The organism is Actinomadura rugatobispora, from assembly GCF_055379765.1.
In genome coordinates this window covers 11698584-11711895 of the sequence record NZ_AP029191.1, presented here as the reverse complement: position 1 = coordinate 11711895, position 13312 = coordinate 11698584, and the positions used below count along the sequence as shown (strand labels likewise).

12 protein-coding genes and 1 pseudogene are annotated in these 13312 nt (G+C 72.2%); 8 read left to right on the top strand and 5 right to left on the bottom strand.

Going from position 1 to position 13312, the window contains the following annotated elements; all coding sequences use genetic code 11:
* Positions 1 to 73: 73 nt before the first annotated feature.
* The gene (locus ACZ466_RS52490; protein ID WP_378283923.1) at positions 74 to 1006 is read left to right on the top strand and encodes a LysR family transcriptional regulator; all 933 of its coding nucleotides are present in this window, start codon (positions 74 to 76) and stop codon (positions 1004 to 1006) included.
* A 646-nt stretch (positions 1007 to 1652) separates the two neighbouring features.
* Here ACZ466_RS52490 and ACZ466_RS52485 read toward each other — a convergent pair.
* The 4 genes and pseudogenes from ACZ466_RS52485 to ACZ466_RS52470 form a co-directional block, all read right to left on the bottom strand.
* A pseudogene (locus ACZ466_RS52485) lies at positions 1653 to 1820 on the bottom strand (LysR family transcriptional regulator); the annotation flags it as partial.
* Between the two features lie 26 nt (positions 1821 to 1846).
* Positions 1847 to 2992: an acyl-CoA dehydrogenase family protein gene (locus ACZ466_RS52480; protein ID WP_378283922.1), complete on the bottom strand. Its 1146-nt coding sequence runs from the start codon at positions 2990 to 2992 to the stop codon at positions 1847 to 1849.
* 31 nt (positions 2993 to 3023) lie between these two features.
* Positions 3024 to 3818 (bottom strand): enoyl-CoA hydratase/isomerase family protein, encoded by a 795-nt coding sequence (locus tag ACZ466_RS52475; protein ID WP_378283920.1) that lies wholly within the window; start codon positions 3816 to 3818, stop codon positions 3024 to 3026.
* A 69-nt stretch (positions 3819 to 3887) separates the two neighbouring features.
* The gene (locus ACZ466_RS52470) at positions 3888 to 4835 is read right to left on the bottom strand and encodes an LLM class flavin-dependent oxidoreductase (protein WP_378283919.1); all 948 of its coding nucleotides are present in this window, start codon (positions 4833 to 4835) and stop codon (positions 3888 to 3890) included.
* A gap of 130 nt (positions 4836 to 4965) precedes the next feature.
* Here ACZ466_RS52470 and ACZ466_RS52465 point away from each other — a divergent pair, with 130 nt between their 5' ends.
* The 7 genes from ACZ466_RS52465 to ACZ466_RS52435 all read left to right on the top strand — a co-directional run bounded on the left by ACZ466_RS52465 (position 4966) and on the right by ACZ466_RS52435 (position 12477).
* Positions 4966 to 5799, top strand: a complete 834-nt coding sequence (locus ACZ466_RS52465) for an ABC transporter ATP-binding protein (RefSeq protein ID WP_378283918.1) — start codon at positions 4966 to 4968, stop codon at positions 5797 to 5799.
* Positions 5796 to 6668 (top strand): ABC transporter permease, encoded by an 873-nt coding sequence (locus ACZ466_RS52460; RefSeq protein WP_378283917.1) that lies wholly within the window; start codon positions 5796 to 5798, stop codon positions 6666 to 6668. Before ACZ466_RS52465 ends, ACZ466_RS52460 begins: the two co-directional genes overlap by 4 nt.
* A 61-nt stretch (positions 6669 to 6729) precedes the next feature.
* Positions 6730 to 7944: an acyl-CoA dehydrogenase family protein gene (locus ACZ466_RS52455; RefSeq protein WP_378283916.1), complete on the top strand. Its 1215-nt coding sequence runs from the start codon at positions 6730 to 6732 to the stop codon at positions 7942 to 7944.
* Between the two features lie 3 nt (positions 7945 to 7947).
* Positions 7948 to 9135: a thiolase family protein gene (locus ACZ466_RS52450; RefSeq protein ID WP_378283915.1), complete on the top strand. Its 1188-nt coding sequence runs from the start codon at positions 7948 to 7950 to the stop codon at positions 9133 to 9135.
* 36 nt (positions 9136 to 9171) lie between these two features.
* A complete protein-coding gene (locus ACZ466_RS52445; protein WP_378283914.1) occupies positions 9172 to 9951 on the top strand; it encodes an SDR family NAD(P)-dependent oxidoreductase in 780 nt (259 codons plus the stop codon).
* 44 nt (positions 9952 to 9995) lie between these two features.
* Positions 9996 to 11306 (top strand): acyl-CoA dehydrogenase family protein, encoded by a 1311-nt coding sequence (locus ACZ466_RS52440; protein ID WP_378283913.1) that lies wholly within the window; start codon positions 9996 to 9998, stop codon positions 11304 to 11306.
* A gap of 1 nt (position 11307) precedes the next feature.
* Complete coding sequence (locus tag ACZ466_RS52435) at positions 11308 to 12477, top strand: acyl-CoA dehydrogenase family protein (RefSeq protein ID WP_378283912.1); 1170 nt, start codon at positions 11308 to 11310, stop codon at positions 12475 to 12477.
* Between the two features lie 77 nt (positions 12478 to 12554).
* On the opposite strand, the gene ACZ466_RS52430 is transcribed toward ACZ466_RS52435, so the two are convergent.
* On the bottom strand, positions 12555 to 13304 hold the full coding sequence (locus tag ACZ466_RS52430) for an IclR family transcriptional regulator (RefSeq protein ID WP_378283911.1): 750 nt from the start codon (positions 13302 to 13304) through the stop codon (positions 12555 to 12557).
* Positions 13305 to 13312 lie beyond the last annotated feature (8 nt).

The following is a 13312-nucleotide window of genomic DNA, read 5'->3' as shown; positions in this document are numbered from 1 at the left end:
ATCGGTGGCCGCGGTTGTCGAAACCTATGGATCGTCCGCGGTGCGGCCGGGGGAACGGCACTACCGTGTGAGCGTGGACCTGCGGCTGCTCCGGTTCTTCGTGGCGATCATCGACCACGGGGGTGTCACCCGCGCCGCGGAGGCGCTGTACGTCGCGCAGCCGTCGGTCTCGCAGGCGCTGCGCACGCTCGAGCAGCGTCTCGGGGTCAGCCTGTTCGAGCGCGTCGGGCGGGGCCTCCGGCTCACCGACGCCGGCCGTGAACTCGAGGTCCGGGCGCGGTCCGTCCTCGCCGAGGTCGAGGAGGCGCGGGCCCGGGTCGACCGGGTGGCGCATCTCGGCGCCGGACGTCTCACTGTCGCGGCGGCCTCGACCCTGGCGATCCATCCGCTCGGCCCCTGGGTCAAGCACCTGCTGGACGCCCACCCGGGCCTGCAGGTGCATGTCTCCGAGCCCGAGTCGGTCGCGGCCGTGCTGGCCGAGATCACCGACGGCGCGGCCGAGATCGGGCTGGTCGAGCTCCCCGTCCACAAAGCCTCCCTCGCGACCGTCGAGCTGGCGCGGGAGGAACTGGTCATCGCGGCCGGCCCCGGCCTGGCCGCGGGACTCCCGGACCCGTTGCCGCGCGCGCTGGTCCGGGACCTGCCGTCGGGCGCGCTCGCGCGGGCGCCCGGCCCCCGGACGGCCAGTGAGCGGACCATGGCCGAGGTGCTCGGAGAGTCGCGGATTCGCAGTGCGCAGCGTCGGCTGCTGTGGGATCTCGTGGCCCAGGACGTCCTGGTGACCTTCGTGTCGCGCGCCGTCGCCGAGCGGCTCCTCCCGGCCGCGGAGCTCAGGTCCCTGGATCCGCCGGTGTTCCGCCGGATCGGGTTGGCCCATCGCCCGGAGCGGTTGACGCCGGCGGCCCAGGCGCTGCTGGAGATCGCGCTGCCGCCGCGTACGCGGAGGCCACGAAGAGGCGCGCCACCGGCGACATCGACCGGGGATCCCACGCCAGACCGACCGTGAGATCGGTGACCCCGCGCAACGGGGCCAGGCGTGCTCCGCACCGTGCCGCCTCCGCCGCCCGCCGTGAACCGAGCAGCGTCGCCGCGATGCCCTCCAGCATCCAGGCGGTGCGGGTCTCCTGCTGCCCGACGACCGCCCGCCGGACCAGGTGCGGGCCACTCTCCTCGATCATCGCCTCCATACCGGCGGACAGGATCGGACGCGGCGGCATCAGGACGAGCGGTACGTCGTGCAGCTCGGCGAGGCCGATCGGCGGCTCAGGGCCGGCGGTGGACGGTTCCTCCCCGGGGCCCGGGGGATGGGTGACGTAGACGTCGTACGTACCGAGCGGCAACGTCGCGAGCCGGTCGCCGGCGCGTCCGACGTCGAGCGGGAGGCGGGTCGCGACGACCTCCGCCGTGCCGGAGGCGAGCACCTCGGCGGCTTCCTGCTCCGAGCCGAGCTCGTGGACGTGCACGACCGTCTCGGAATCGGATCGGAGGAACGCCGCGAGGACCTCGGCCAGCGGACCGTTGAGCGCCGGCGGCAGGACCGCGATGTCGAGCCTCGGCGCGCCGCGGCGCGGATCGGCCGAGACCGCGGCCTCGGCCTGCCGGGTCTCGCGCAGGATCCTGCGCGCCGGGCCGAGCAGACCGTGGCCGGCCGAGGTCAGTGTCATGCCACGGCCGGTCCGGTGGAACAGGGCGGCGCCGAGCTCCTTCTCGAGCGCGTTGACCGACTGCGAGATGGTCGACTGGGTCACGTCGAGCGCAGTCCCCGCGCCGCTGATGCTCCGCGCCTCGGCGACCGCGACGAAGTAGCGGAGCTGTTGCAGCTCGATGGCCGGCCTCCCGCTCGCCCCTACAGTCCCAGTGCCCTGGCGATGATGACGCGCTGGACCTCGTTGGTGCCACCGTAGATCCGGGAGACGCGCGCGTCGGTGTACATCCGGGCGATCTCGTACTCCCGCATGAACCCGTACCCGCCGTGCAGCTGCAGGCACCGGTCGATCACCCGGTTCTGCGTCTCGGTGCAGTAGACCTTGACCGTGGACGCCTCGGCGGCGGTGAGCTCGCCGGCCTCGTGCGCGCGCATGGCCCGGTCGAGCAGGGCGCGCCCGGCGGTCACCTCCACGTGGCAGGAGGCGAGCTTGAACTTCGTGTTCTGGAAGGACGACACGGGCCGGCCGAACGCCGTGCGGTCCTTGACGTAGGAGACCGTGATCCGCAGTGCCTTCTCGGCCGAGACCTGGGCGCCGAGGGCGATGCCGAGCCGCTCCTGCACCAGGTTGTGCGCGAGGTAGCGGAAGGCCTGGCCCTCCTCGCCGAGGAGGTGGTCCGCGGGGACGGCGACCTCGTCGAAGAAGAGCTCGGCCGTGTCGGTGGCCCTGAGCCCGATCTTCTCCAGGTTGCGGCCCCGGCTGAAGCCCTCGCTGTCGGCGTCGACGACCAGGAGCGAGAGGCCCGCCCGCCGGTCGGCGTTCTCGCTGGTGCGCGCCACGACGATCACCAGGTCGGCGTTGATGCCGCCGGAGATGAAGGTCTTGCCGCCCGACAGCACCCAGTGGCCGTCCTCGAGCCGCGCCGTCGTACGGATGCCGGCCAGGTCCGAGCCGGTGCCGGGCTCGGTCATCGCGATGGCGCCCATCCGCCGGCCCGCGACCATGTCGGGCAGCCAGCGCCTCTTCTGCTCCTCGGTGCCCTGGCGCAGGATGTAGGGGATGACGAGGTTCATGTGCGTCGCCGCGCCACCGAGCGAGACGCCCGCCCTGCTGCACTCCTCCGACCACACCGACGAGTAGAGGAAGCCGTCGTCGCCGCCACCGCCGTACTCCGCCGGTACGCGGAGGCCGAGCATTCCGAGGTCTCCCAGCTTCTGGTAGACCTCGTGCGGAACGCACCCGGCCGCCTCCCAGTCGGAGAAGTAAGGGACGACCTCCTTCGCGAGGAAGGTCCGCACCGACCGCCGGAAGGCCTCGTGCTCCTCGTGGTAGATCGACGTCTGCATCGCATGTCTCCTTGGTTGCTCGGGGACGGGGTCAACCGCGCCAGCGGCCGGTGAAGGCGGGACGTTCGCCCCGGGCGAGCGCCTCCCGGGCGGTCGGGGAGTCGGTCCCCATGTTGACCACCTGGGCGACGTTCTCGGCCGCGACGGCCTCCCGGAACGACCGCTCGTGGGAGTGGTTGAGCAGGTCCTTGTCGAGCCGGACGGCGACGGGCGGGGCCGCGGCGAGGCGCAGCGCCAGGTCGCCGGTGAACGGGTCGGCCTCGTCGGGTGGGACGAGCCAGGTCACCAGGCCGAGCCGGTGGGCCTCCTCTGCGTCGAGCGTCTCGGCCAGGTAGGCGAGCCGCTTGGCCATCTGCAGCCCGACGACCCGGGGCAGCAGCCACGACGACCCGGTGTCGAGCGAAAGCCCGCGGCGCGAGAACGCGGTCCCGAACCGGGACCGGGTCGTGGCCACGACGAGGTCGGCCGCCAGCGCCAGGCTCAGGCCGGCGCCCACCGCGGGACCGTCGACCTTCGCCACGACCGGGAGCGGCAGCTCCTGCAGGGCGACCAGCGGTGCGGTGACGTGGCCGAGGCGGTCCAGGGGGTGGAGATCGGTGCGCCGCCGCGCCGAGGTGTCGGCTCCCGCGCAGAAGTGACCGCCCGTACCGGTGATCACCAGTACGCGCGCCTCCGACCGGGTGACCGTTCCCAGGTGGTCGGCCAGGACGGCCCAGGTGTCCCGGTTCATCGCGTTGCGGACGGCCGGGCGGTCGATCGTGATGGTGGCCACGGGGCCCTCGAAGGTGAGTCGGACCTCGTCGCCGGGACTGCTCTCCTGCTTCACACCGTCATCCAAGGGTGCCGAGGCCCCCGCCGACCAAGACGTGCCGCCGAACCCGGGGGAGTCCCTTGCCTATGCGAGCATCCCGCCGATGCGGTCGATCTGGGTCAGGGCGTCCTCGAAGAGCAGTGACAGGTAGACGCCGTCGACGTGCGCCGAGAGCTCCTCCAGCCGGGCCCGGCAGTCGTCCGCGCGTCCCACGACGGCGAAGCGGTCGAGCAGGTAGTCCTCGATGTCGGGCCGGTCCGCGAACATCGTCGCGTTGGAGGTCGCTCCGGAGCGGCCGTGCGAGCCGTAGTCGTAGGTCGCGTAGCGCTCGGCCAGCACGCCGGCGTACTCCTCGGGCACGTTCTTGCCCTCGAAGGTCGAGGCGAAGGCGAAGTGCGACGCGCTCACCGCGCGCGGGACGAGGCGCCGCCGCAGGTCGCGCACCTCGGCATCGTCCCGTCCGATGGCGATCCGCACCGATGCCCAGACCTCGGGAGGTGCGGCGTCGCCGTCGCGGGCGGCCTGCGCGCGCTCGCGGATCATGCGGAGCGCGACGGGGTCCCCGCCGACGCCGGCGATCACACCGTCGGCCACGCGCCCGGCGATGCGCGCGGTCGCGGGACCGCTGGCCGCGACGAGCAGGAAGGGGGCGACGTCGGCCGCCCGCGCGGCATCGGCCACCGAGCGCCCGAAGTGCTCGAGGTCGGCCAGGGACGCGGGCCGGAGGCCGAAGGTGTGCACGGCCGAGTCGCCTCGGCCGAACCCCAGGCGGAACCGGCCGGGGTGGGCGGAGGCCAGGGCGCGCACGGCGCCGGCGTGCACGGACCAGTGCCGGGTCACGGGGTTGGTCACGCTGGTGCTCACGACCAGCGAGGACGTCGCGCCGAGCGCGTCGGTGCAGGCGGAGTAGAGCTCTCCGTAGTTGGGGGAGTCGCCGATCCCGATGCCCCACAGGCCGGCCGCCTCGCACCGGGCGGCGACCTCCCGGGTCAGGTCGGGGGAAAGCGGGAGCCAGTTGGCGCATAGCCGCACGGTCGTACCTCTCCGTCGGGTTCGTGACCCTTGACAGGGCCCGGGGATCACACAGATGATTCATACCAGGTGAATTAGATTCCGCTCAATCGAATCAAATGATGGTCGTGACGATGCTGGGAGGCCCCCCATGACCGAGGCCGTGCGCTCCGAGTCGCCCCCGACGGGCGACGTCGCGCCGAGCGCCGACAAGATCCGCATCGAGGGGCTGTCCTACCGGTACCGCCGTCGCGGCCGGGAGGACGTCGTCGCCCTCGACGACGTCGACCTGACCGTCGGGCGCGGCGAGTTCCTCTCGGTCGCCGGGCCGTCGGGGTGCGGGAAGTCGACGCTGCTGCGGGTGCTCGCGGGGTTGCAGAAGCCCACGGACGGAGTCGTCCGGATCAACCACGAGCACCGCGACCGGCCGCTCGTCGCCCCGGTGTTCCAGGAGTACTCGATCTTTCCCTGGCGCTCGGTCGAGGCGAACGTGCGCCTGGGGCTCGACGCCGCCGGGGTGGACCGCGCCGAGGCGCGCCGTCGCTCGCAGGAGTGGATCGAGCGGGTCGGCCTCGCCGGGTTCGAGAAGGCGCTTCCGGGCAACCTGTCCGGTGGCATGAAGCAGCGCGTCGCCCTGGCCCGCGCGTTCGTCGTCGAGCCCGAGATCCTGCTGATGGACGAGCCCTTCGCGGCGCTCGACGCGCAGCTGCGCAAGGTGCTCCAGGAGGAGCTCCTCGCCATCGTCCGCGAGCACACCTACACGGTCTTCTTCGTCACCCACAACCTCGACGAGGCGATCCTCCTCTCCGACCGGATCGCCCTGATGTCGGCCCGTCCGGGACGCGTGCGCCGTGTCGTCGACGTCCCGTTCGCGCGCCCGCGGTCGGCGGAGCTGAGGAAGGACCCGGAGTTCGCCCGGCTCGAGGAGGACCTCTGGGCCGACCTCAAAGGCGACGTCGAGACGATCGAGGAGGCCGTCCGATGACCGTGCAGATGGACCGGAGCGTCTCCCGGAACGAGGGGACCTGGGTCGAGCGCCGGCCCGAGCCCAAGCAGCGGTCGGCCGCGTACCAGGCGAGGCGCGACGGTGTCCTGCGGCTCGTGCTCGGCCTCGTGCTCCCGGTCGGCGTGCTCGTCGCCTGGGAGATCTCGGCCCGGTCGGGCTGGATCGACGCCCGCTTCTTCAGCCAGCCGAGTGCGGTGGCGGCGAAGGCGCAGGAGGACCTGCGGAGCGGAATGCTCTGGTCCGAGCTCAAGATCACTATCCTCCGGCTGCTGACCGGCTACGTCATCGGATCGCTGGCCGGAATCCTCATCGGTCTCCTGATGAGCCAGGTGAAGGTCCTGCGCTGGATGCTCGAGCCCCTGATCCGCGCGCTCTACGTCATCCCGAAGCTCGCGCTGCTGCCGCTGTTCCTGCTCCTCTTCGGGCTCGGCGAGGTGCCGAAGCTGGTCTTCATCTCCCTCGGCACCTTCTACATCGTCGCCTTCACGACGCTGTCCGCCGCGATGATGATCCCCACCGCGTTCCATGAGGTCGCGCGGTCCTACGGCCTGTCGTCCGGGCAGCGGTTCCGCTGGATGATCGTCCCGGCGATCACGCCGCAGATCGTCTCCAGCCTCAAGCTCGCCTCGGGCATCTCGATGCTGCTGGTCATCGCCGTCGAGTTCGTCAACGCCCACGAGGGACTCGGCTACTACACCTGGCACGCCTGGCAGATCTTCGTCCCCGACCGGATGTACGTCGGCGTCGTGACCATCTCGATCGTCGGCGTCCTGTTCGGCGGACTGGTCGGGTTGCTCGGCTCCCGCCTGGTGCGCTGGGCGGACAGCGAGTACGCCCAGAGCCGGTGACCCGGGCCGCCACCACCACGCCCATCCCTTCCATCGTGCAGACGGGAACGCAGCACAGCGCATGACCACACCACACGAGCCGCAGCCGACCGAACCATCCGACCTGGCCGAACTGCGCGAGATCGCCCGCCAGGTCGCGGAGAAGCGTTACGCGCCCTACGCCGAGCAGTGGGACCGCGACCGGACCGTCATCACGCATGACGAGCGGCGCTACCTGGGGTCCCTCGGATGGCTGGGCATCGCCCTTCCCGAGAAGTACGGAGGCGCCGGAGGAACGTTCGCCGAAGCCCTGACCGTGGTCGAGGAGCTGGCGAAGGTATGGCCACCGGCGGCCTTCCAGGTCTTCGAGGCCAACGTCGGACCGGCGCAGCACCTGGTGCGGCTCGGCACCGAAGACCAGAAGCGGCGGTTCCTGCCGGGGGTGATCAGCGGTGACAACGCGATGGCCATCGGCATCTCCGAGCCGGACGCCGGATCGGCCGCCACCGACATGGTCACCCGCGCGGAGATCAGGGGCGGCACCGTCGTGGTGCGCGGACTGAAGCGCTGGATCTCCAACGGCGGAGACGCGGACCGCTACCTCGTCTACTGCCGGATGGACGACATCCCGGGTGCCAAGGGCATCGGAGCCGTGATCGTCGAGGCCGACCGCAAGGGCGTCTCGTTCGGGGCCCGCGAGCGGCTGATGGGCTTCCGGGGCCTGCCGTCCGCGGACGTGATCCTCGATGACGTGGAGGTCCCGGTCGAGAACATCGTCGTCCGGCCTCCCGACGGCTTCCGCGACCTCTTCTCGATGTTCTCCATCGAACGACTGGGGAACACCACGATGAGCCTCGCCCTCGGGCAGGCCGCTCTGGACAAGACCATCGCCTACGTCCAGGAGCGCGAGCAGTTCGGCCGCCCCATCGCGGAGTTCCAGGCGGTTCAGGTCAGCCTCGCGGACATGCTCCTGGAGGTCGAGTCGGTGCGCATGCTCCGCGACCGCGCGGTGGCCGGGCTCGACGCCGGCACCCCCAGCACCCTGCACGTCTCGCTCGCCAAGTGCGCCGCCAACGAGATGGCCAAGCGGGTCACCGACATGGCGATGATGCTGCACGGCGCGAACGGTTACACCGAGGAGTACGGCCTGGAGCGGATGCACAGGGACGCGCACGGCTGGGCGCTCGCCGGCGGCACCCCCAACATCCAGCGCACCCGCATCGCCTCCGAGCTGCTCGGGCGCTCCTTCGACCAGCGTCCGGCGCGCAAGGCCGCCGCCGGCCGGCAGGAGGCGTGAGGCATGGCCGAGCTTCGTGAGGTCGTCATCGTCGACGGGTGCCGCACCCCGATGGGCAGGGGCAAGCCGGGGGGCGCGCTGAGCGGCCTCCACCCCGTCGAGCTCCTCGCCCAGACCCTCGCCCACCTCGTCTCGCGGACGTCCATCGACCCGGGCATCGTGGGTGACGTCATCGTGGGCTGCGTCAGCCAGGCCGGTGAGCAGTCCGCGACACCCGGCCGGATGGCCTGGCTCTCGGCGGGCTTTCCCGTCCACGTCCCGTCCACCACCGTCGAGCGCAAGTGCGGCTCGGGGCAGCAGGCGATCGAGTTCGCCGCCCAGGGCATCGCGACGGGCCTGCACGACGTCGTCATCGCCGCAGGGGTCGAGTCGATGAGCCGCGTCCCGATGGGGATCGCCCGCATCGAGCAGGATCCCTGGGGGCCCGGCGTCGCCGCGCGCTTCCGCCTGGTCCCGCAGGGCGTCGCCGCCGAGCGGGTCGCCGAGACCTGGGGCATCACCCGCGAGGAGCAGGACCGGCTCGCCGCGGCCTCCCACCGGCGGGCACAGGCCACCGCCGGGTCCGGCGGCTTCGACGACGAGATCGTCCCGATCACCCTTCCCGACGGCGCCAAGGTGACCGCGGACGAGACCATCCGCCCGACCACCACGGTCGAAGGACTCGCCGGGCTCAAGGCCGTCTTCGAGTCCGAGGCTTACGCCGACCTCCTGCCGGGCCGCACCTGGTCGGTCACCGCCGGGAACAGCTCCCAGCTCACCGACGGGTCGGCGGCCGTGCTGCTGATGAGCGCGGAGAAGGCCGAGCGGCTCGGCCTCACCCCGCGCGCCCGGATCACCGGCTCGTCCGTCGTCGGCGACGACCCCGAGATGATGCTGACCGGCCCCATCCCGGCGACCCGGCGGATCCTGGAGCGCACCGGCCTCGGGCTCGACGACTTCGACGCCTTCGAGGTCAACGAGGCCTTCGCCTCCGTCCCGCTCGCCTGGGCCAAGGAGCTCGGAGCCGATCCCGCCCGCCTGAACCCGCGCGGCGGCGCGATCGCGCTCGGCCACCCGCTCGGTGCGAGCGGATGCCGCATCTTCGTCACCCTCCTCAACCACCTGGAGCAGACCGGCGGCACCCGCGGTCTCCAGACCATGTGCGAGGCCGGCGGTCTCGCGAACGCGACCGTCCTCGAGCGGATCGCCTGACGGCGCACGCCACCGACGACACGAAGGGCACAACGAATGGACATCCGGGGCAAGGCCGCACTCGTCACCGGAGCGGCGTCCGGCCTGGGCCGGGCGACCGCGCGGCAGCTGGCCACCGCCGGAGCGCACGTCGTCCTCCTCGACCTGGAGAGCAGCGACGGCGAGCTCGTCGCCAAGGATCTCGGCGCGGCCGCCGAGGGGCGGGTGCGGTTCGCCGCGGCCGACGTGACCGACTCCGACCAGGTCGCCGCGGCCGTGCGGGCCGCGACCGAGCTCGGTGAGCTCCGCGCGCTCGTGCACTGCGCCGGCCGGGGCGGGCCCGTCCGGGTGGTCGAGAAGGACGGCACGCCGGGCTCCATGGAGCGGTTCCAGGACGTGATCCAGACCAACCTGATCGGGACCTTCAACGTGCTGCGCCACGCGGCCGCGGCGATGGTCCCCCTCGACGACCTGCCCGACGGCGAGCGCGGCGTGTGCGTGCTCACCGCTTCGGTCGCGGCCTGGGAGGGGCAGATCGGGCAGCTCCCGTACGCCGCCGCCAAGGCCGGCGTCGTCGGCATGACCCTCGTCGCCGCCCGTGACCTGGCCCGGAACCACGTCCGCGTCAACACGATCGCGCCGGGCCTGTTCGACACCCCGATCCTCTCCCGCGTGCCGGAGGAGGTCCGGGACCGCCTGGCCGCCTCGATCCCGCACCCGGCGCGCCTGGGCGACCCCGCGGACTTCGCCTCCCTGGCCGCCTTCATCATCGCCAACCCCATGCTCAACGGCGAAACGATCCGGCTCGACGGCGCGATCCGGATGGCCCCCCGATGACGCCGACCGAGTCTTCGCCCGCTCCCTCCGAAAGGCAACCCTCCATGAGCGTCGACACCACGACCCCCGCGGCCGGCCCCCCGGCGGGGGACGGCCTGTCCGAGCAGGAGCCGATGTTCGACGTCGCCCGCGACGTCTGGGACCCGGCCGCGCTCGACCCCGAGCCGACGTACGACGGCATGTGGGCAGAGCTCACGCCGCGTCAGCGCGAGATCCGGGAACTGGCCCGCGAGGTGGCCGTCCGCGAACTCCGTCCGATGGCCGGCCGCTGGGACGAGACCGAGGAGTTCCCGCGCAAGACCTTCGAGGCCGTCCTGGAGACCGGGCTCGTCGGGCTCACGATTCCGAAGCGGTACGGCGGCCAGGGCGAGACCCTGCTCGAGGGATGCATCGTGGTCGAGGAGCTGGCGCGCGCCTGCCTGAGCACCGCGATGTCGGTCCAGCCGTTCCTGAACGGCCCGTGGCGCGCGATCAACGTGCTCGGCACCGAGGAGATGAAGGACCGGCTGCTGCCCGGGGTGGCCGACGGCACGAACCACTTCGCGATCGCCATGAGCGAGCCGGCCGCCGGCAGCGCCGGCACCGACCTGCGGGCCACCCTGACCCCGGACGGCGACGGGTTCCGGCTGACCGGCACCAAGTGCTGGATCACCGGTGGTCACGTCGCCGACACCATCATCGTGTTCGCTCGCCTGGCCGGCACCGCCGGCCCCTACGGCATCGGTGCCGTGGTGCTCTCCGGGCGGCCCGACGGGATGGGCGATTTCCACATCGACCCGAAGATGGGGATCCGGGGCGTCGCCGAGTGCATGGTGCACTTCGACAACGTGCGCGTCGGCCCGGAGGACGTCCTGGTCATGCCCGAGGAGCACTCCAAGAAGGGCACCGGCATCCTCGTCAACCAGTTCAACCCCGAGCGGTGCGGCAACGCCGCCATGTGCACGGGTCTCGGCCAGGCCGCCCTCGACGCGAGCGTCGGCCACCTCAACGCCCGACGCCAGTTCGGCCGCCCGCTCGCGGAGTTCCAGGGACTGCAGTGGAAGATCGCCGACATGGCGCTGGACGTGCACGTCTCGCGCATGCTGGTGTGGCGGGCCGCCCGCAGCGGGGAGGGAGGCTTCCCGGACCAGACGGAGACCCTCATGGCCAAGCTCCACAGCAGCGAGATGGTGCAGCGGGTCACCAACACGGCCATCGGTATCCACGGCGCTCGCGGGTACTCGCGTCGCTGGCCGGTGGAGCGCTACTTCCGCGACGGCCGCGGCCTCGTGATGGGCGGCGGGACGCCCGAGGTGATGCGCAACGTGCTCGGTGCCCAGGTGCTCGGCGTCAGCGGCAGCCAGCGGAGGAAGTGACGTGTCCCTGCGACCCCAGCTGGACCGCACGGTCTACGGCGACGAGCACCGGGACTTCGGCGCCATGGTCGGCGCCTTCCTGCGCGGCGACGTGGCGCCGCGCGTGGCAGGGTTCGAGGCCGCGGGGATGGTGGACCGGGACGTCTACCGGTCCGCCGGGAAGCTCGGCCTGGTCGGCCTGCAGATCCCGGAGGAGTACGGCGGCGGCGGGCAGGACGGCTTCCTCTTCAACTGCGTCGTGACCGAGCAGGTCGCCTACGAACGGGTGACCCTGGGCTCCCTGCGCGTGCACACCGACGTGGTCACGCCGTACGTGCTGTCCCTGGCGACCGACGAGCAGAAACGCCGCTGGCTCCCCGGGATGGCCAGCGGCGAGCTGATGACGTCGATCGCCATGACCGAGCCGGCCACGGGCTCCGACCTGGCCGGCATGCGGACGACGCTGCGTCGCGACGGGTCCGACTGGATCCTCAACGGCGCGAAGACCTTCATCACCGGTGGTGCGCAGTCGGACCTGGTCCTCGTGGTCGCCCGCTCCTCGTCGTCCGACGGCGACCGCCGTGCCGGGCTGACCATCGTCGTGGTCGAGGCGGGCATGCCGGGCTTCACCCGCGGCGCCAAGCTCGACAAGCTCGGACTCAAGGCGCAGGATACGACCGAGCTCTTCTTCGACGACGTCCGCATACCCGCGGCCAACGTGCTCGGTGAGGAGGGGCAGGCGTTCGGCTACCTGTCCTCCCACCTGGCCCAGGAGCGGCTGTCCATCGCGGTCAACTCGCAGGCCCAGGCCGTCGCGGCGCTGGACCTGACCTGCGGCTACGTGCGCGACCGGAAGGTGTTCGGCCGGCAGCTCGGCGGTTTCCAGAACACCAGGTTCGTCCTCGCCGAGCAGGCGACGCAGATCGCGGCGGGCCAGGCACTGGTCGACCAGGCCATGGCCCGGCACGAGCGCGGCGAGCTCGCCCCGGCGGCGGCGGCCCAGGTCAAGCTGTTCTGCACCGAGCTCCACGGCCGTGTCGCCGATGCCTGCCTCCAGTTGCACGGCGGCTACGGCTACGTCTGGGAGCAGGACATCTGCCGGTTGTACGCCGACGCGCGGGTCGCCCGCATCTACGGCGGGACCAGCGAGGTGATGAAGGGCATCATCGCCCGGACGCTCCAGCTGACCTGATCCGGCGAGGGCGCTGCGTCAAAGCCCCTGCCGCGCCGTCCTCGGACGGTGCGGCAGGGGCTTCGCGCGTCGCCCGGTCAGACCTCCCGGACGATGGCCGGCCGGCCGAGGCGAACGCTCATGGCCTCCGCCTCCTTCAGCACGCCGGCGACGACCTGATCGCTGATCTCCTCGGCACGCGCGGTCGGGATGGACACGCCGAGGGCGCCCACGACGCCGCCGGTGGCGTCGAAGACGGGCGCGGCGCACCCCCACAGCTCGGGCCAGCGCACGCCGGGGCCGGCCGCGTAGCCGCGCCGCCGGATCTCGGCCAGCATGGTCTCGACCTGCGCGGGGTCGCGGGGGTCGCCGCTCGCGGTCTGCTCGGCGAGGGCCCGCTCGACGTACGGCTCGTCGAGCTGTGCCAGCACGGCCTGGCCGGTGGTGACCGCGAGGAGCCGGTAGCGCTGACCGAGGCGCACGTGCGCCCGGACCGGCTTGATCGGCTCCGAGTGGGCCGCGTAGGTCACCGCGCCCTGCTCGTAGACGGCGTAGACCGAGGTCTCGTCCAGCTCGGCGGTCAGCCGGTCGGTGTGCTCGCGGGAGATGGCCAGGAGGCCGACCGAGGTGTTGACCGCGCAGCCGAGCCGCCAGACCAGCATCGTCCCGCGCCAGGTCCGGTCGGCCTGCTGCACGACGTAGCCCTCGTCCGCCATCAGGCGCAGGATCCGCAGCAGCGTCGGCGGCGCCAGTTCGGTGCGCTCGCTGAGGGCTTTGAGGGTCTGCGGACCGTGGTCGCAGACCGCCTCGAGTACCCGCAGTGTCCGTGCGATCGACCCTTCGGCCACCGCTCGAC